Annotated in this window: 13 protein-coding genes and 1 pseudogene; 9 read left to right on the plus strand and 5 right to left on the minus strand. The window is 42.9% G+C overall.

Annotated elements, in window-relative coordinates; all coding sequences use genetic code 11:
- Window positions 1-235 precede the first annotated feature (235 nt).
- Window positions 236-946, plus strand: a complete 711-nt coding sequence (rpiA, locus tag AC5590_RS28505) for a ribose-5-phosphate isomerase RpiA (protein WP_169266685.1) — start codon at window positions 236-238, stop codon at window positions 944-946.
- A gap of 149 nt (window positions 947-1,095) precedes the next feature.
- Here the strand turns inward: rpiA and AC5590_RS28510 are convergent, their stop codons facing one another.
- The gene (locus AC5590_RS28510; RefSeq protein ID WP_169266686.1) at window positions 1,096-1,332 is read right to left on the minus strand and encodes a hypothetical protein; all 237 of its coding nucleotides are present in this window, start codon (window positions 1,330-1,332) and stop codon (window positions 1,096-1,098) included.
- A 503-nt stretch (window positions 1,333-1,835) separates the two neighbouring features.
- A pseudogene (locus AC5590_RS28515) lies at window positions 1,836-2,009 on the minus strand (Uma2 family endonuclease); the annotation flags it as partial.
- 140 nt (window positions 2,010-2,149) lie between these two features.
- Here AC5590_RS28515 and uvrA point away from each other — a divergent pair.
- Genes uvrA through AC5590_RS28530 form a run of 3 tightly spaced genes read left to right on the plus strand, consistent with a single transcriptional unit; the run spans window position 2,150 to window position 7,276 of the window.
- Entirely contained in the window at window positions 2,150-5,053 is a 2,904-nt protein-coding gene (gene uvrA, locus AC5590_RS28520; protein ID WP_169266687.1) for an excinuclease ABC subunit UvrA, read from the plus strand.
- Window positions 5,054-5,081: 28 nt separating this feature from the next.
- Window positions 5,082-6,275: an ATP-binding protein gene (locus AC5590_RS28525; RefSeq protein ID WP_169266688.1), complete on the plus strand. Its 1,194-nt coding sequence runs from the start codon at window positions 5,082-5,084 to the stop codon at window positions 6,273-6,275.
- Window positions 6,272-7,276, plus strand: coding sequence for a ParA family protein (locus tag AC5590_RS28530; protein ID WP_169266689.1), 1,005 nt, complete (start codon window positions 6,272-6,274; stop codon window positions 7,274-7,276). The genes AC5590_RS28525 and AC5590_RS28530 overlap by 4 nt, the downstream gene beginning before the upstream one ends.
- A gap of 45 nt (window positions 7,277-7,321) precedes the next feature.
- Here AC5590_RS28530 and AC5590_RS28535 read toward each other — a convergent pair whose 3' ends face one another.
- A complete protein-coding gene (locus AC5590_RS28535) occupies window positions 7,322-7,537 on the minus strand; it encodes a hypothetical protein (RefSeq protein ID WP_169266690.1) in 216 nt (71 codons plus the stop codon).
- Between the two features lie 209 nt (window positions 7,538-7,746).
- Entirely contained in the window at window positions 7,747-8,451 is a 705-nt protein-coding gene (locus AC5590_RS28540) for a diacylglycerol/polyprenol kinase family protein (protein WP_169266691.1), read from the minus strand.
- Window positions 8,452-8,838: 387 nt separating this feature from the next.
- Between AC5590_RS28540 and AC5590_RS28545 the strand changes: the two genes are divergently transcribed.
- Window positions 8,839-10,128 carry a Glu/Leu/Phe/Val family dehydrogenase gene (locus AC5590_RS28545; protein ID WP_169266692.1) on the plus strand — a complete coding sequence of 430 codons (1,290 nt, stop codon included), beginning with the start codon at window positions 8,839-8,841 and terminating at the stop codon, window positions 10,126-10,128.
- A 64-nt stretch (window positions 10,129-10,192) separates the two neighbouring features.
- On the opposite strand, the gene AC5590_RS28550 is transcribed toward AC5590_RS28545, so the two are convergent.
- A complete protein-coding gene (locus tag AC5590_RS28550) occupies window positions 10,193-12,232 on the minus strand; it encodes a tetratricopeptide repeat protein (protein WP_318560242.1) in 2,040 nt (679 codons plus the stop codon).
- A gap of 491 nt (window positions 12,233-12,723) precedes the next feature.
- On the opposite strand from AC5590_RS28550, the gene AC5590_RS28555 reads away from it, so the two are divergent.
- The 4 genes from AC5590_RS28555 to AC5590_RS28570 all read left to right on the plus strand — a co-directional run.
- Window positions 12,724-14,604, plus strand: a complete 1,881-nt coding sequence (locus AC5590_RS28555) for a ShlB/FhaC/HecB family hemolysin secretion/activation protein (RefSeq protein WP_169266694.1) — start codon at window positions 12,724-12,726, stop codon at window positions 14,602-14,604.
- 147 nt (window positions 14,605-14,751) lie between these two features.
- The gene (locus tag AC5590_RS28560) at window positions 14,752-15,483 is read left to right on the plus strand and encodes a filamentous hemagglutinin N-terminal domain-containing protein (protein WP_248277299.1); all 732 of its coding nucleotides are present in this window, start codon (window positions 14,752-14,754) and stop codon (window positions 15,481-15,483) included.
- 189 nt (window positions 15,484-15,672) lie between these two features.
- Window positions 15,673-17,076: an autotransporter outer membrane beta-barrel domain-containing protein gene (locus tag AC5590_RS28565; RefSeq protein WP_248277300.1), complete on the plus strand. Its 1,404-nt coding sequence runs from the start codon at window positions 15,673-15,675 to the stop codon at window positions 17,074-17,076.
- 136 nt (window positions 17,077-17,212) lie between these two features.
- On the plus strand, window positions 17,213-19,772 hold a 2,560-nt coding region (locus tag AC5590_RS28570; RefSeq protein WP_169266695.1), incomplete at its 3' end, for a two-partner secretion domain-containing protein.

Below are 19,772 nucleotides of genomic sequence, written 5' to 3' on the forward strand. Positions count from 1 at the left end.
CGCGACTTTTGGAGAAGCAGCGGGGGATAGTCGAAAGTAAACCAAAGGAAGCAAATTTGGGCGATCGCGCCTTGCGCGGCTCCCCCGAGTGAGCATCGCCTCACGGTTAACATCTTGAAATATAAGTTGTTTCGTCCATTTAGCAGTACCTTTTTTGACAATGTGGCAACGGATTCTACGACGACAGCGTTGCCCTCTACTATGTTCTATAGCAAGTTTTTGAGGAGCATTGGGAATGACAGCAGCAACAGACCCCGTAAAGTTGAGCAAGCAGGAAGTTGGCAAAGCCGCTGCCGCTTTGGTAGAATCAGGTTCTATTGTTGGGTTGGGTACGGGATCAACGACAGCATATGCGATTGAGTTTATAGGCGATCGCCTCAAATCCGGCGAACTCAAAGATATCGTTGGTGTCCCCACTTCGTTTCAAGCAGAAGTGCTGGCGAAGCAGTATGGTATTCCACTCACCACCCTAGACGCTATTGACCACATTGATATTGCAATTGATGGTGCAGATGAAGTTGATCCACAAAAAAATTTGATTAAAGGTGGCGGTGCTGCACATACCCGCGAAAAGGTAGTAGATTATTTCGCCAGCCGATTTATTGTCGTTGTCGATGGTGCCAAATTAGTTGAGCGACTAGGTTCTGTTTTTCCAGTTCCTGTAGAAGTAATACCAATGGCAGTTGGCCCCGTCACCCTGGCACTTGAAAAACTTGGTGGCAAACCAGAACTGCGTATGGGTGTGAAAAAAGCTGGTCCAGTGATTACCGACCAAGGCAACATGGTTCTAGATGTCAAATTTGACACTATTGACAATCCAGAGGAACTAGAAAAAATACTGAATAATATTCCTGGCGTGTTGGAAAACGGTATCTTCGTTAACTGTGCTGATGTGGTGTTAATAGGCGAAGTCAAAGATGGTCAGCCTGTTGTCAGGCAATTGTAGCAGTTTGAAATGAGTATAGGGGCGCACAGGCGCTGCGGCCTTGCGCCCACATGGCAGAAATTCAAAATGTACCTAACAGACACCCTGCGCAAAATGTGCAAGTGCTGTCTGTGAGGCACAAAAATTTCCTTACTTTATTATTTTTGTATTTAATCTTGTCTATAAGTATTGTTTTTAACATCCATCAACCAAATTTTTTCTAGAATGGCAATTCTTCTACGGTAAACAGTAGTACGATATTTTTTATAAGTAATTATACTCATCAAAAGAAATAAAGGAAAAGAAATGATAGACAAGCCTATAAGATTATTAGTATGGGCATCAGCAGTACCCTGAGAGTGAGTGTTTAAGGCTTCAGTTGGCTGAGTAGTAGAGTAATGTGGCATTAATACCTCCAAAGATATATAGTTCTACTAATAAAGCTTCAAGGGGAACGTTTTATTTTTCGCACAAGTTGAGGATTTTCCGGATGTATCCGGACTGTGGTTACTAAAACAATGAGTATTTCTAGTTCCCATAGTCATAAAAGCTTTTATCTTTAGGAATACTTTTGTCAAAATACCCTCATTATAAAAGAGTAGGGGTGTAAGGGTGTAGGGGGGAAGAGAGGATTTTCCTTGTGGTACACCCCTGCCCCGGAATCAAAAGGGTACAAGCCCCCACCAAATCATAGATTTGGTGGTCTCCAATCAGTGGTGGGTACAAGCTCCCACTGATTGTATCCCCTACACCCTTACACCCTTACCCCCTTACACCCCTAGTTTTTGACCAAACAAGATAAACCGAAATATGCCCTATCCTACACACTGTCTCTCAATCGTGGTGATGACCTATATGTTGTTTTGCGGGCGTTGAAGCGCCTTGGTCAAACGGTCATTCAATGAAAGGTTCACACATCTGGTTCTACTCCCAAGGCACGTAGTTGAGCTACTAATCTTTCTGCTCGCTGTCGTTCCTTAGCTGCTAACTCCGAACCCCACAGCAAGAGTTCTCCTGTTTCATCCCACCAACGCAACCAATAACCCGTTCGATTTTCTCTGCTTCCCTGCCATATTCCCAAAAAAGCGTCTTGGTGATTGGCGAGGACGATTTGAAAGGAGGGAATCATCACCTAAAGCAGTACTATTGTTCTACCATAGTAAAGCTGACAATGATAACATTAAGAACTGTTTCGCCCCTACTGCTTTGTCTCAACCCGCCAATATGTCAAATAGCCAGCAGATAGCCACGTCCTTAAATGGACATCTTCCTAACTCCAGCAACAACCAAAACACAATCCGCATTCGCGGTGCGAGGCAACATAATCTCAAGAATATTGATTTGGAATTGCCACGCGATCGCCTAATTGTCTTTACTGGCGTTTCTGGTTCTGGCAAGTCTTCCCTAGCATTTGACACCATTTTCGCAGAAGGACAACGCCGCTACGTAGAATCCCTGAGCGCTTATGCACGACAATTTTTGGGACAGGTGGAAAAACCTGATGTGGAGGCGATAGAGGGTTTAAGTCCAGCGATTTCCATTGACCAAAAGTCTACTTCTCATAACCCCCGTTCTACGGTGGGGACGGTGACGGAAATTTACGATTATATGCGATTGTTGTTTGGACGGGCGGGTGAACCTCATTGTCCGATATGCGATCGCTGTATTGCTCCTCAGACGATAGATCAGATGTGCGATCGCATTCTAGAACTTCCAGATCGCACTCGTTTTCAAATTCTTGCGCCTGTTGTCCGGGGGAAAAAAGGGACTCATAAAAAGCTGTTATCAGGTTTAGCCTCCCAAGGTTTTGTCCGTGTCCGGATAAATGGCGAGGTGCGAGAACTTTCTGATGCGATTGATTTAGATAAAAATTTGACTCACACCATTGAAGTCGTCATAGACCGACTTGTGAAAAAGCCTGGTATGCAAGAGCGTTTGGTCGATTCACTTGCCACTTGCCTCAAACAGTCCAGTGGAATTGCGGTTATTGAAATTATAAAAGATACAAAAGAACAAGAACCAGGATCAGAATTGGTCTTTTCCGAAAACTTCGCTTGTCCGGAACACGGGGCGGTTATGGAAGAGTTATCACCGCGCTTGTTTTCGTTTAATTCTCCTTATGGTGCTTGTCCCCACTGTCACGGGATTGGAAGTTTAAGAAGGTTTTCAAAAGAGTTGGTGGTTCCTGATCCCAAAGCACCTGTGTATTCTGCGATCGCTCCTTGGTCGGAGAAGGAGAATTCCTATTATATAGAATTGTTGTATAAGGTAGGGCAAGAGTTTGGGTTTGAGTTGCAGACGCTGTGGTGTCAGTTGACTGAGGAACAGCGGGAGGCGATTTTGCATGGAGAGGAAACAACTGCAGAAGCACACAACAAGCATAACTCAGGGTTTAAAGGAGTGCTGCCTATGTTGCAAAGGCAGTATGATGGAGCATCAGAGTTAATTAAGCAAAAGTTAGAGCAGTATTTGATTGACCAGCCGTGTCCCGTGTGTAAAGGGAAGCGGTTGAAACCAGAGGCGTTGGCGGTGCGCTTGGGACAATACGGAATTTTGGAGCTGACTGGTACTTCAATTCGCGAGTGTCGGGAGAGAATTGATCACTTGGAGTTGAGTAAACGTCAGATGCAAATTGCAGATTTGGTGTTGCGGGAAATTAGAGCACGATTGCAATTTCTGTTGGATGTCGGGTTAGATTATCTCACGCTTGACCGTCCGGCGATGACCCTTTCGGGTGGGGAAGCACAACGAATTCGTCTGGCTACTCAAATTGGTTCTGGGTTGACTGGGGTTTTATACGTTTTGGATGAACCGAGTATTGGTTTGCATCAAAGAGATAATGGGCGATTGCTGAAAACTTTAACAAAATTGAGGGATTTGGGTAATACGTTGATTGTGGTAGAGCATGATGAAGAAACGATTCGTGCTGCTAACCACATTGTTGATATTGGTCCTCACGCAGGTATTCATGGCGGAAATATTGTTGCTCAAGGTGACTTGCAAGCATTACTGGAATCTGAAGAATCGCTGACAGGTGCATATTTGTCAGGACGACGGATGATTACAACTCCGGCTGAACGCAGAGATGGAAATGGACGCAGTTTAGTTATCAAAAATGCTCGTCGCAATAACCTAAAGAATGTAGATGTCGAAATACCTTTAGGTAAACTTGTTGCTGTAACTGGTGTTTCTGGTTCTGGAAAATCTACCTTAATTAATGAGTTACTTTACCCTGCACTGCAACATCAACTGACGCGCAAAGTTCCATTTCCCAAAGAAATAGATGCAATTGACGGATTAGATACTATTGATAAAGCTATTGTCGTTGACCAATCACCTATTGGTAGAACACCACGTTCTAACACAGCAACTTATACAGGGGTTTTTGATATTATTCGTGATGTCTTTACACAAACAATTGAAGCAAAAGCAAGAGGTTATAAAGCGGGACAATTTTCCTTCAACGTCAAAGGAGGACGCTGCGAAGCTTGCAGTGGTCAAGGTGTGAATGTTATTGAAATGAACTTTTTGCCGGATGTTTATGTACAATGTGAAGTTTGCAAAGGGGCAAGATATAACCGCGAAACTTTGCAGGTGAAGTACAAAGACAAATCTATTTCTGATGTTCTCAACATGACAGTTGAGGAAGCTTTGGAGTTTTTTACAAACATTCCCAAAGCCGCGAGTAAACTGCAAACTTTGGTTGATGTTGGCTTGGGATACATTCATCTTGGACAACCAGCAACAACCTTATCTGGTGGGGAAGCACAGCGAGTGAAATTAGCAACAGAACTTTCTCGCCGCGCGACAGGTAAGACACTTTATTTAATAGATGAACCCACCACAGGTTTATCTTTTTATGATGTCCATAAGTTATTAGATGTGTTACAACGTTTGGTGGATAAAGGGAATTCAATTTTAGTGATTGAACACAATTTAGATGTGATTCGTTGTGCTGATTGGTTAATAGATTTGGGACCAGAAGGCGGAGATAAAGGAGGAGAGGTGATTGCTGTAGGTACGCCAGAGGAAGTGGCCCAGAATTCTCGGTCGTATACTGGGGAGTATGTTAAGCAGGTTTTGCAGCACTATCGGGCACAGACAAGTAATATGAAGAATATAGAGTGAGGCTAGCGAGATTTGAAAGGATGGATAAATGAATGATGAGGAGTTGGAAGTTCTCCTGAGTGACTTGGAATCAGACCGAGTAGAACGCAAGGCTTCGATATCTGACAAAGGAAAGCTTTGTGACGCTATTTGTGCATTTGCAAACGATTTGCCGAACCACCAAAAACCAGGAGTTTTATTTATTGGTGTTAACGATAATGGCAGTTGCGCCAACCTTCACATAGACGATAAGCTTTTGCTTACACTTTCGAGTTTGCGCTCGGATGGGAACATCTTGCCTTTCCCATCTATGATTGTTCAGAAGCGAACTATCTGTAGATGTGAACTAGCAGTTGTGATTGTGGAACCATCGGATGCTCCACCTGTACGTTTTAATGGACGTGTTTGTGTACGGGTTGGTCCTCGCAGGGCTACTGCTACAGCTGAGGAAGAGCGTCGTTTAGCAGAGAAAAGACGCTCAAAGGATTTACCTTTCGATCTTCGATCCATAGCATTCGCTAGTTTGGATGACCTAGATTTAGATTTATTTCGTCGAGTTTATTTGCCCTCATCCTTAGCCATCGAAGTTCTTGAAGAAAATCAACGTTCGGTTGAGCAACAACTTACAGCATTGAGATTTGCGACAGTTGAGCCGTTGCTCAAACCAACTATCTTGGGTGTACTGGTGATAGGTAATGATCCAAGACAATTTGTTCCTTGTGCTTATGTTCAGTTTCTTCGTATTGATGGGAGTGAGTTAACTGACCCAATTAAAGACCAAAAAGAAATAGGCGGTCCACTTCCTGATTTACTGCGGATGCTAGATGAAACTTTTCAGGCTCATATCTCAGTGGCGACAGATATCACTGCTAGTGCTGTTGAAATTCGGCAGCCTGATTACCCGATAGTTGCTCTGCAACAACTGGCAAGAAATGCTGTCATGCACCGTACATTTGAAGGGACAAATGCGCCAGTCAGAATTACTTGGTTCAATGACCGCATCGAAATTCAAAATCCAGGCGGGCCTTTTGGTCAGGTAAATAGGCAAAACTTTGGACAACCAGCCATAACAGATTATCGAAATCCTCACCTCGCCGAAGCGATGAAAAATCTTGGCTATGTTCAACGCTTTGGGGTAGGAATTCAACTTGCACGTCAGCAACTTCAAAAGAACGGTAACCCGCCACTGGAGTTTGTGGTTGAAGATAGCTATGTGCTAGCCATGCTTAGGAGAAGACCATGAATACTACAACTATTGCTTTCTTCAATAATAAAGGTGGTGTTGGTAAAACCTCCTTAGTGTATCACCTGGCATGGATGTATTGTAATTTAGGCTATCGGGTAGTTGCCGTTGATTTAGACCCCCAAGCAAATCTTACTGCTGGCTTTATTGACGAGGAACGCTTGGAAGAACTTTGGCCAGATGGCAATCATCCAAACACTGTCTTTGGTTGTGTTCAGCCTTTAATTAGAGCCATTGGTGATATTGCTGAGCCACACTTGGAATATGTTGATAATCAGCAGTCGCTTCTGCTTAGTAAGCTAGCACTTCTAGTAGGTGACCTGTCGCTTTCGGGTTTTGAGGATCAGCTTTCAGAAGTGTGGCCAAAATGCATGGATGGTGATGAGCGTGCTTTTCGTGTCATATCTGCTTTTTGGAGAATGATGCAGAAGACAGCCTTAGTCCACAAAGCTGATGTAATTCTGATGGACTTAGGACCAAACCTAGGGGCGATCAATCGTGCTGCGCTGATTGCAGCGGATTACGTTGTTGTACCTCTTTCACCAGATTTATTCTCTTTGCAAGGCTTACGCAACCTTGGTCCCACATTACGACGCTGGCGAAAAAATTGGAAAGACCGACTTCCCCGAAACCCGGCGGATGATGTATTGTTGCCGAAGGGTCGTATGCAACCTGTTGGTTACGTTGTTTTACAGCACTCAGTGCGATTAGATCGTCCAGTAAAGGCATATAATCGTTGGATTGCCCGCATCCCAAAAGTTTACCGAGACGCTGTATTAAATGAGCCTGGGGACGACAACACCTCTGTAGAAAACGATCCTAATTGTCTAGCTTTGCTCAAAAACTACCAAAGCCTAATGCCGATGGCTCAGGAGGTTCGCAAGCCTATGTTTTATTTGAAACCGGCTGATGGTGCTATTGGAGCTCATACTAAGGCTGTAAAAAATGTTTATCGTGATTTTGAGATGTTGGCTCGCAAAATAGCAGAACGAACACAGTAACAATTTGATGAAGCTCTTTACTAGCTTGCCTTAATGGAACAAGCATTAAGGCAAGCTGGACTGTCTGACTTCGGCAATGTCTGACTCAGTGATATTGCTACCCCGCCACAGCCCTCTCAAAGACTTTCGCGGTTTGGATCCAACAGTTCTCAATTCCCTTTCAATTTGGGGCGCAACTTGCGAAATCAAGCGCACTTTATCTACTAAGGAAAGCTGCTTTATCAATTCTAAAGCTTCCTCTAGAGTTACTGCTTTCTGCATTATAATTACCTGCGTTGTCACTTACCTTTTTTCAACGCTTAAACATTATGTATTTGCAATTTTCTTATACCATATTTATTCTTATCATGAAAATTAAACTATTCATTCCTTGGCTTTGCTAGGGAATGACACAATCACGTTTTTTAGATCCTTGAATTTTTCGCCTATGCAGGTAAATTATGTTTACATAGCCAAACAGTTTGGATTAGTTAAACAAAACTTGCTGCCACAATAACTGCCACTGGAATGAGGATGTTATCAATCTCTTTTGGACTACATCCTTCAACTATTGTGGCAATAAATGCCAGCAATAAAATCCTGATAATATTTAGTTGACTTGGTATGATAAGCCAAACAAAAAAGACGCTGGCGGCGAAAGCGAAAACAAACATCGAAATGCTTCCTTCCCAGCTTTTGTTACTAAGAATTGTGTATTTGAGTTTGCCATATTTCGAGCCAATGATCGGTGCAACACCATCGCCCCAGCCAAGAGTTGTCATTGCGACAATTCCAGGAAAAGTTTTATACAGTAGTGTCCCGCAAAGAGTTGCCACAATAACGAAATAAAGCGGTCCTTTGAGGAGTTCACGCCTGTCACCCGTGCGAGTCATAGTATTAACAGCTTGATCATCTGGTTGGGCAAATAGCCCTTTGTATACAAGAAGGACTATCCACACCACAAAAATCGTCACATTCAAATACTTCGACCAATGTAAATCACTGTAAAGAGGCAAAAATCCAATAACCGATCCAGCACCAATATGCGTAATTTTACGGCTAATATCTTGCGGTAGTCCAAACTTGGTTACAAAAATATTCAATAGTGCTACCAGCCCGAACACATAAACAAACGTTAGCGCTGTTGCTATCAAATTTCCTAGTAGCGGACTGACACCTAAAGCAGTAAACAACATAGACTCAGCACCCAGGACTTAAACACGACAAATTCCTCTTCTAAAGTAGAGTAGCTGTGTTGATGGTGGTGAGTCTATAACTTGATAAAAAATAATCACCTCATCCGCAATACTCTGTGCACCCACAGCTAACTACTTTTGAGAATTAGTATAAACTTTGGTTGCAGCAGTTCGACTTTTAGCTTGACATGATGTTCTCTGCTTTGCATTGTTGCATACAAGCTAAGCAAAAGTAAAACTGTAACGAAATTTACCAAATTCCGTTTTTTTCGAGAAAATAAAGCTATGCTAGCCATACACATCTGATTCACAGCATCTTTGCGAATCAGAAAAACTCTAAGCTTTCACAGTCTTCGCACTTCTTAACTGCCAAGAGGAGAAAATGTTATGCTTTCATCATCTCTACCTCGGTTGGAGCAGGAGTCTCCAGCGTATATTTGCCCATATGACCAAGCCTGTAGCTACCTAGAAGCAGCGGCAAAAGAATTGCAGCTAGACGAAGGTATTTTGGAGGTTCTCAGTCATCCCCGTAAAGTTGTCACGGTTTCGATTCCTGTGAAACGGGATAATGGACAAGTGCAAGTTCTTGCTGGACATCGGGTACAACACTGCGATATTTTAGGTCCTTACAAAGGTGGTACTCGTTACCACCCAGCCGTGACACTGCGAGAAGTTTCAGCCCTGGCAATGCTGATGACTTGGAAATGTGCACTCTTGGGAATTCCTTATGGTGGTGCCAAAGGAGGTATTGCCATAGATCCAAAACTCTACAGCGTTGGTGAATTAGAACGCATTACTCGTCGTTATACTAGCGAACTGATTAAAGATATCGGCCCTGCTGTAGACATCCCAGCACCAGATATGGGAACTTCTGCGCGTGAAATGGCTTGGATGATGGATACCTACTCAGTCAATGTCGGTCACGCCGTACCTGGGGTTGTGACTGGTAAACCCATTTCCATCGGTGGTTCGCGCGGACGGGAAATGGCGACTGGACGCGGTGTTATGTTTATTGTCCGCGAGGCGCTGACAGACAAAGGTCAGTCACTGGTGGGAGCTAGAATAGCTATCCAAGGTTTCGGCAATGTTGGGAGTGCAGCGGCTTTATTACTACACGAAGCCGGAGCAAAAGTGATAGCTGTTTCGACTGGTTCTGGGGGAATTTTTTGTGAAGATGGTCTAGATATCCCAGCTTTAAAAGCTTATGCTGCCGAGAACCGCAAGAGTATTGTTGGTTTTGGGCAAGCAACACCAATTAGCAACGCAGACTTACTAACTTTGCCCTGCGATGTCTTAATTCCCGCTGCTTTGGAAAACCAGATTACTGAAGATAATGCCAATCAAATACAAGCTAAGATCATCGCAGAGGCGGCTAATGGTCCAGTGACTCTCGTGGCAAACCAAGCACTTGAGGCAAGAGGTGTGATGGTGCTACCAGATATCTTGGCAAATGCCGGCGGTGTTGTTGTAAGTTATCTGGAGTGGGTACAAGGTCTTTCTTATGTCTTTTGGGATGAAGAGCGCGTTAATAAGGAATTGGAACAGTTAATGGTGCAAGCATACCGCCAAGTTATGCAACAATCACTACATAGGCAAATTCCTCTAAGACTCGCAGCTTACACGCTGGGTGTTGGTCGTGTGGCTCAAGCGCTTGGCGATCGCGGTCTTTACCCATGACCACAATCTCTCAAATAAGTTAACAATCCTAGTCTACTAACGCTGGGATTCTAGATTGTTTTTTTTAATTTTTGGGTAATTGGTCGCGAGGAAATCCAAGTTCAACGGCTTTATTATATGATTCTTGTGCTTCTGCTTTTTTTCCTAAACTCTGTAAGACATCTCCTCGATTAGCCCAAACATATTTGTCTTTTGGTTGAAGCTCTTTAGCTTTGTCTAATGCTGCCAGTGCCTCATTGTAGCGTTTTAGTTCTGAGAGTGCTATTCCTTTGGACAGCCAGGCAGGAGAGAAGTCATTTTTTTTTGCGATCGCTTTGTCTAATGATTGTAAAGCTTCTTCATGCTTCTGAAAGCGCTGTGTTAGTAAAACTCCACGACCATACCAAGGTTGATAAGCATCCGGACGAATTTCACTGGCTCTATTAAAAGCTAGAAGAGCTTCTTGAGGGTTTTCTCCACTTAGGATATTGCCTTTACCGATTAGAGCTTCATAGAAATTTTTATCGACGTCCAGTGCTTTCTGATAAGAAACAAGCGCATCTTGAGGACGAATTAACTTTTGCAAGATAAAGCCTTGATCAGTCCAAGCAATTGGATCTTGTGGATGTTGTTTGAGAAAAGCTTCAAAAGCTCCCAACGCTTCTTCAAAGTATGGCTTGGCTGCGTTTGGACCTTCTACGATTTCTATTGCAAAACCAATTTCCTGCCAAGCATATGGTATGTCTGGTCTGATTTGCTTCATTTTCTCGAAGGCATCTTTTGCTTCTTTTTTCTTTCCTAAGCCAAAATAAGCTACTCCTTTTCCACTCCAAGCATCGACATCATTCTCGTTTTGTCTTAGTACCTTTTCATGAGCATCTAGGGCTTCTTGATATCTCCCTAATTTAGAGAGAACTTTCCCTTTGTTATTTAACGCTTTGATGTAATTTGGTTGAATATTGAGGGCTTTTTCATAATATCCTAACGCTCCCAATAAGCGTCCCGAGCTCAAAAGAGCATCTCCTCGTCCTCTCCAACCTTCAGCAGAATATGGTTGGATGTCTGTAACCTTTTGAAATTCGTTATTAGCTTTTTCTGGTTGACGTAAATTCAGGAAAGTATCACCTTGATGCAAGTAATATAAAGGGCGGATAAATGGATTAATCAATTCTATGACAATTAGGATAATTCCAGCTGCTCCTAGAGCAATCAAAAGGTACCATAGCTTGAACAAACTCCCTGATTCATATGGTCTTGCCGTGAACTCAGATAATTGTGACGACTCAATTTCTGTATTCGTTGTAAAATCGTTGTAATTAATATGTTCATTGACAACTGTTATTTGTTCAAGATCTCGGAAAATTTCGTCTACATATTGATAACGCTCATCAGGGTTTGAGTCAACCATTTTTGTTAAAATGGAAGCTAACAAATGATCGACATTAAACTCATCAGACCATATTATTTGGTCTTGAATATCACGTCTTAAATGTTTTGGGTGTATTCCCGTCAACAGCTGAATTGCTGTCATCCCTAAACCATATATGTCGCTGTTATAGCCTGGTTTTCCTGCCAATTGTTCTCGTGGAGCATATCCAGGAGTGCCAATCATGGTTTGAGTTGTATATAACTGTTGCTGAGGTGATGGATATCTAGGATCTAATTGTTTTACCGCACCAAAATCAATCAAGACAAATTTACTATCTTCCTTCCTGAGCATGATGTTAGAAGGTTTGACATCACGATGAATAATATTTATTCGATGGAGATATCTCAAAATTTCCAGTATTTCTCGTATAAAAGTAATAACCCTGTCCCTAGGCCATTTGTTATCAAGCAGATTCTGCAATGATTTACCTTCTATATATTCTTGAACTAAATAATAACTTTCCTCTTCCTCAAAGTAATCAAAATATTTTGGAATTTGTTGGTTTTGTTGTAGTAAATGAAAAAGAGCGTTTGCCTCTCTTTTAAATAATATTTTTGCTGTTTCAATATCAGCATTCTGAGGGTCGAGTTTTTTAATGACACACGGAGAATTGGATGCCTGAGTATCTTCAGCAAGATAGGTTATACCAAAACCCCCTCGAGCTATTTCTCTGACAATCTTGTAGCGTCCACCCAATATTTTTTTTCCCCTTGTTGTCTTCATATCATTAAGTTTTGAGTTTTTGAATAATGTCTATGTAACAAAACCTGGTAGACAGAATTAAGAATATGTGCATCTGTTAACGAATAATAACCTTCCTATACAATCTTGGATTTTGGTGAATCTCCTTATACCTCCTGAACTAACACGACAACACTTTGACTGTATGCTTTTACTCTTTACACAAAAAACAATCAGGTTAAGGAATCGTGACCTAATTATTTTTTAATCAAAGGTAAAAAGAAACCTTTTACTTTATCTTTACTTTCTATTTATCTTCTACTTCATAACTTATGGCTTATACAAGGATTTGAGCTACGGCACTTAGTAAAATTTTATTATGCCTTTAGTAGAAATAAACAACCAATGTGCTAAATAAATTTTAAATCATCATAACTAGTGTTTTATATTTTAATGCTACATAGTTATATCATGGCAACGAAAATTTCGTGTGAGGAGCCAATAATATGAATCGAGGCGGGCAGCTTGGGTTTGGTAATCTCAATTTAGCTGTAGCATTGCTGATAAATATGTGCTTTTTTTTACCTCAATATAAAGCTTCTGCCCAGAAGTTGATAAATGAGGGTTATAAGAGCGAAGTTTTACCTCCTAAATTTCAGATTTCGACTGATAGTCCAAAAAGCAGTCCTAAAAGTATAGGCTCAACAGCTATTCTATCTCAGGTTCCAAATCCTATCACTCCAGAACCACCACTACCAGCTCCACAACCAATTCCGACTCCAGAACCATCACCGCAAATTCCACTGGATGTCACTCCATCAACACCTCCCACAACACCTTTCCCTCCAGAATCGCGTCCTGGCGTACCTGGAACTCTTACCGTTAAAGAGTTTGAAATTGTAGGTAACAAAAAAAAGATCTTTAGCAAGGAAAAGTTACGTGAGATAACGAAGAAATTTACCGGTAGAGCAATCACCTTTGCTGAATTGCTGCAAGTAGAAACTGAAATCACGAAGCTTTACACAGATGCTGGCTATGTGAATTCTGCTGCTGTGATTAATGTTGACGACCAACAACCTCTTCCTCAACAGGGAGCAGTTATCAAAATTCAGATTATTGAAGGTGGAGTAGAAGAGATTAAGGTCACAGGTACGCGACGGTTGAACCCAGACTACATACGCAGTCGCATAGCACTTGCTACCTCTACACCGTTGAACCGATTTCGCCTGTTAGAAGCACTGCAACTCTTACAGCTTAACCCTTTGATTAAAAATATTTCTGCTGATTTGTCTACGGGATCACGTTCAGACCAGAATTTAGTGGAAGTCAGGATCGTAGAAGCAGACTCCTTTAGGACAGAATTGTTTGTCGATAATGGTCGTGCTCCTAGTGTCGGTAGTTTCCGACGAGGTCTCCGTATCACCGAAGGCAATGTCTTCGGCTTGGGCGATAGCTTTGGTGCAACATACACTAATACTGATGGAAGTAATGCCCTGGATCTCAGCTATGCTCTGCCAGTGAATCCTCGCAATGGCACACTGAATGTGGCAGGTGGATTTACAGACACCACCATCGTTGAGCCACCATTTGACCGCATTGATATTATAGGTGACTCTTTTTATATTGATGTTGGTTTTCGTCAGCCAATCTTCCAATCTCCAACTCAGGAATTGGCGCTGGGTTTAACTTTTTCTAGAGAGCAAAGTAAGACGACACTTTTGGGAAGAGGTGATGTCTTCCAGAATTTAGGAGCCGACAAGAATGGAGAAACCCGCATCTCAGCACTGCGATTTATTCAGGAATATACACAGCGCAATTCCCAACAAGTCTTTGGTTTTCGCTCTCAGTTTACTCTGGGAGTAGGGTTTTTTGACGCCACTACTAATGGCACAACTCCTGATAGTCGGTTTTTCTCCTGGCGTGGACAAGGACAGTATATACGACAATTAGCACGAGACACCTTACTGGTGTTACGTTCTGATCTACAATTAGCAACAAGAGCCTTAGTACCCTTAGAGCAAATTAGCGTCGGTGGTATACAAAGCGTCCGGGGTTATAGGCAGGATGAGTTTTTGGTAGATAACGGCTTTTTTGCTTCCGCAGAAGTGAGATTTCCTATTCTGCGGGTAGAAGAAGTCAAAGGAGTTTTACAACTCATACCCTTTGTTGATTTTGGCGTTGGCTGGAATAATTCCATCAGAGGTCGTCCGAATCCAGTTCTTGATCCCAATACTTTGATTGGTGTGGGTTTGGGTTTGCGATGGCAGATGGATGATAAATTGGATGCTCGCATTGACTACGGTATCCCGCTAACTGATGTGAATTCTAGGGATCGAACGTTGCAAGAGCAAGGTTTGTATTTCTCAATCAATTACAGTCCTTTTTAGAAGGATAATCATGACACGGTCGAAGTACGCCATGCTGTACTCCTGAAGATAGTACTTTAAACAATTATACAGTGGTCATTATTAGAAAAAGTGACATTTGTCAAGATCTGCATCAGAAAACGTAAGTTAAATTTACATTTGGAGATCATGATGAAACAGGGTTGGCATCGACTAATTTTATTCACCTTACCCCTATGCGCCATAGGGACTTTAACTTTTCTAGATACAGCCACAGCACAACAAGTGACTCAACAAGTCACTCCTGATGGAACTGTATCCACGACAGTTACCACTCCTGATGGCAGAAATTTCACCATCAATGATGGGACAAGAAGAGAAGGAAACCTTTTTCACAGCTTCAAAGAATTTTCTGTACCCACAGGTGGTTCGGCTAACTTTAATAATGCAGCTGATGTGCTAAACATCATCGGTCGGGTGACGGGTGGTTCTGTTTCTAATATTGATGGTTTGATTAGAACACTGGGCAAGGCAAACTTATTTTTACTCAATCCAGCCGGGATCATTTTTGGACCAAATGCCAGCTTAAATATCGGTGGTTCATTTTTTGGGACTACAGCGAATAGTTTTTTATTTGATAATAATTTTGAGTTTAGTGCGACTAACCCGCAAGCACCGCCATTGTTAACAATCAATGTTCCGATTGGGTTGGGATTTCGGAATAATCCCCAACCAATTCGCGTACAGGGTTCTGGTCAATCTGAGGGGACAGATGGTGCAACTCGCAGTTTTTCTAACCCAACTCTTGCAGTGAATCCAGGAAAGACCCTAGCTTTAGTGGGTGGCAATGTCAGTTTAGAAGGTGGCGTTTTGAACGCTTCGGGAGGTCAAGTCTTATTGGGAGGTTTGGCAGCCGAATGAACGGTTGGACTGAATTTTACGGACAACAATTTTAACTTCCCTGCAAATGTTGCGCGAGCAGACGTTTTTCTTGGTAAAGGAAATGGAATTGATGATCTAGGAGCTGGCATAAATGTCATTACTAACGACCAAACTGGTGGAAGTATTACTATCAACGCTCGAAATATAGATATTTCCAACGAAAGTTTATTGACTGCTGGCATAGCTGCAAATTCGGGAACAGTTAACACAATTGCTGGAGATATTAGGCTTAACGCTACTGGAGACATAAAAATAAATCAAAGCAGAATCGAGAATAATGTAAACCCGGGATCTCGTGCTCTCAGAAGTGGCAACATCGATATTACAGCTAGCACGCTCTCACTTACTGAAGGTGCTCAACTTAGTGGCAGCACCTATGGACAGGGCAATGGAGGTAATATAAGGATTTCTGCCAGGGATACAGTTTCTTTTTCTGGAGTGAATCCAATCAACGGAAACCCCAGTGCAGCCTTCAGTAACGTAGAAGCAGGAGGTGAGGGCAACGGCGGCGAAATCAACATTACTGCAGGCTCACTCGAGTTGACAAATGGGGGTCAATTGAATGCTTTTGTCCGTAGTGGCTCAGGAACAACTCCAGCAGGAAATGGCAATGCCGGAAATGTCAAGCTTGATATTCGCAACGGTATCACGATTGCGGGAGTGAGTGGCAGACCTGCAGCCAATGGTATTTTCCCGCGCAGTGGTATCTTCAGTAATGTGGAAGTAGGAGGCGTGGGCAACGCAGGTGGCATTGATATCACCGCGCGATCGCTCTTTCTAACCAATGGCGGTAGACTTTCTAGCACGAATTTCAGCAACGGTACCGCAGGCAACATAAAAGTTACAACCGCTAATGACATCCGCCTGGACAACAAAGCATCTATTCAAGCCAATACCAAAAACGGAGAGGGCAACATTAGCCTAAACGCCCGTGACTTAATCTTGCGCCGCAACAGCAGCATCACCACTAACGCCACAGGCAAAGCTGATGGAGGCGACATCAGAATTAACACTGGCAACTTAGTTGCCCTAGAAGATAGCAATATTACCGCCAATGCAGAAAAAGGCTTTGGGGGGAGAATCTTCATCACAGCTCAAGGTATATTTCGTTCCCCAGACAGTGATATCACCGCCATTTCTGAAGCTGGCTCGCAGTTTAATGGCACTGTGCAATTTAACACACCAGAAACTGACCCCACTAAAGGGTTATTTGAATTCCCAGAAATTGTCACAGACGCCGCACAGCAGGTTGCCCAAAACCCCTGTCAAAGAGGTGTAGGAAGCAGCTTTACAATCACCGGACGTGGCGGACTTCCAACTGATCCCCAAAAAGTCCTCAGTAGTAATAATGTGCGTGTTGATTTAATTAAGCCTGTTACTAGTACAGTAAGTTCAACAACTGCAACAGAAAAGAAACCATCTCAACAGCCAACTGTCAAGCGCATAATACCAGCACAGGGTTGGATATATAACGAAAAAGGTCAGGTGGTCTTGGTTGGTTATGATCCCACCAAAACTGGCCCACAACGTCAACCGCAAACACCTGCTAGTAGTTGTGCTGCAGTCAGATAGAAGTCATTAGGCAGTAGTAGGGTAGGGTTGTGTCTATCAATGACAAACGTAAATGCAAGATAAACAATGCCCACCTTACAGATGGACTGCACTCAGATGAGAGTGTACACAAGTGTTTATAAAAAACGCATTTCCTATGAAAAAGATATCCCTGTTTTTACTCACCTTACCCCTATGCGCCATAGGGAGTTTAACTTTTGTAGATACAGCCACAGCACAACAAGTCACTCAACAAGTCACTCCTGATGGAACTGTATCCACCACCGTCACGACTCCTGACGGCAAAAACTTCACCATCAATGATGGGACAAGAAGGGGAGGAAACCTTTTTCACAGCTTCAAAGAATTTTCTGTACCTGCAGGTGGTTCGGCTAACTTCAACAATGCAGCTGATGTCCTAAACATCATCGGTCGAGTCACAGGTGGTTCTGTTTCTAATATTGATGGTGCGATTACAGCACTGGGGAAGGCGAACTTATTTTTACTCAATCCCAATGGGATTATTTTTGGACCAAATGCTAGCTTGAGAATTGGTGGTTCATTTTTGGGGAGTACGGCGAATAGTTTGCTATTTGACAATGGGTTTGAGTTTAGTGCTACTAACCCGCAAGCACCCCCATTGTTAAGTATCAATGTTCCGATTGGGTTGGGATTTCGGAATAATCCTGGAGCAATTCAAGTACAAGGACCAGGGAACGAACTTGTCTATAATGCCAAGGCGGGACCCCGTGACAAATTCGACTCCAACGTTACAGGGTTACAAGTCGAACCTGGAAAAACCCTAGCGCTGGTAGGAGGAAATGTTTCTGTTAACCGTGGTGTACTTAGATCCAAAGGCGGACGTATTGAAATCGGTAGTTTCGATAGCAACCAAGTTGTGAGGATACTCCCACAAGAACAAGGCTTATCCTTGGGTTATGAAGGTACCCCCAGTTTGAGAGACATTGAGTTTTCTAACAAATCGTTCGTGAATGTGACTGGAGATGGCGGCGGTTCTATTGCGATCGTTGGTAAGAATATCAATTTAAATTCTGAATCATTTCTATTATCTGATACCCTTGGCGATAAAAATGGGGGAGAAATTAGGATTGTTGGCGACTCTATAATTTTCAATCGAGCCAGTGCCTTATCTAACACCTTCAGTTCAGGGAACGGCGCACAAATTAAACTGGATGCCAATAACATCAAATTTCAGAATCAGAGTGGTGTAAGCATTCAGACATGGGGCAGTGGTAAAGCTGGAGACATTAACATTGGTGCAAATTCTTTGGAGATTGGAGGCGGCTCAGCCTTCGTAAGCATAACAATAGGAAATAGCACTGGTCTTGCCGGAGACATCAATATGAGTGTCAAAGGTCCATTGGTAGTTAACACAGCAGGTATCACAGCAGACTCATCTGGCACGGGTAATGCTGGCAAAATTAACATTAATGCAAATTCTTTGCAGATTGAAAATTCGGGTATCAATAGCCGTGCGTTTAACAGTGGTTTTGGGGGAGAAATCAACTTTAATATTGCAGACTCTCTTACGATCAAAGGGACAAATATAACTACTAACACCTATGGCAGAGGTGACGCTGGAAAAATTAATATCACCGCAGGTTCGTTTCGGCTTCAAGAAGGAGTAGGTGTTAGTAGCCAAGCGCAGGAAAATAGCAGAGGCAAGGGTGGAGAAATCAACATTACCGTGGCAGGTACGTTGGAATCAGGAAGAGGTGTAGGTATACAAACAAGCACCTATGGTCAAGGTGACGCTGGGAAAATTAATATTCGTGCAAATTCTTTAAGAGCGAAAAACTCAGCGATTTCTAGCAATACAACGGCAAGTGGCACAGGTAACGGTGGAGAAATCAAAATTACAGTCGCAGATCTGTTTGATCTCAACGCAACAGGTGTGAAGACACAAAACTTGGGCAATGGTAATGGAGGTGATATCCAAATACAAACCAACAATTTTTCTCTAACCAATGGCTCACAAGTCTCTGCCAGCACCTCCGGAAAGGGAAATGGCGGGAGTGTCACCGTTAATGCAACTGGCAATATCTCAGCAGATGGTCAGTTTACGAACGGAAACAAAAGTGGATTTTATAGCACTGTTGGATCATCAGGCGTGGGTAATGCTGGAGGAGTTAACATCACTGCGCGATCGCTCTCTCTAACTAATGGCGGTACAGTCTCTACCAGTAATGCTGGCAGTGGTGCAGCAGGCAACATTACAGTTACAACCGCTAAAGACATCCGGCTGGACAACCAAGCATCTATTGACGCCAACACCAAAGGGGGACAGGGGGACATTAGCCTGAATTCTGGCGACTTCATTTTGCGTAACAACAGCAACATCACCACAAACGCCCAAGGCACAGCCGGTGGAGGTAATATCAGGATTAACACTGACAACTTAGTTGCCCTAGATGATACCAGTATCACTGCTAATGCGGAAAAAGGCTTTGGCGGGAGAATCTTCATCACCGCTCAAGGTATATTTCGTTCCCCAGACAGTAAAATCACCGCCATTTCTGAAGCTGGCCAGCAGTTCAATGGGATTGTGCAATTTAACACACCCGAAATTGACCCCAGTCAGGGATTATTTGAATTGACAGAAACTGTTACAGACGCCGCACAGCAAGTGGCCCAAAATCCGTGTATAAAAGGTTTTGGTAGTACTTTCACCATCACCGGACGTGGCGGATTGCCAT

Source organism: Brasilonema octagenarum UFV-OR1 (assembly GCF_963888615.1).
GTDB lineage: Bacteria > Cyanobacteriota > Cyanobacteriia > Cyanobacteriales > Nostocaceae > Brasilonema > Brasilonema sennae.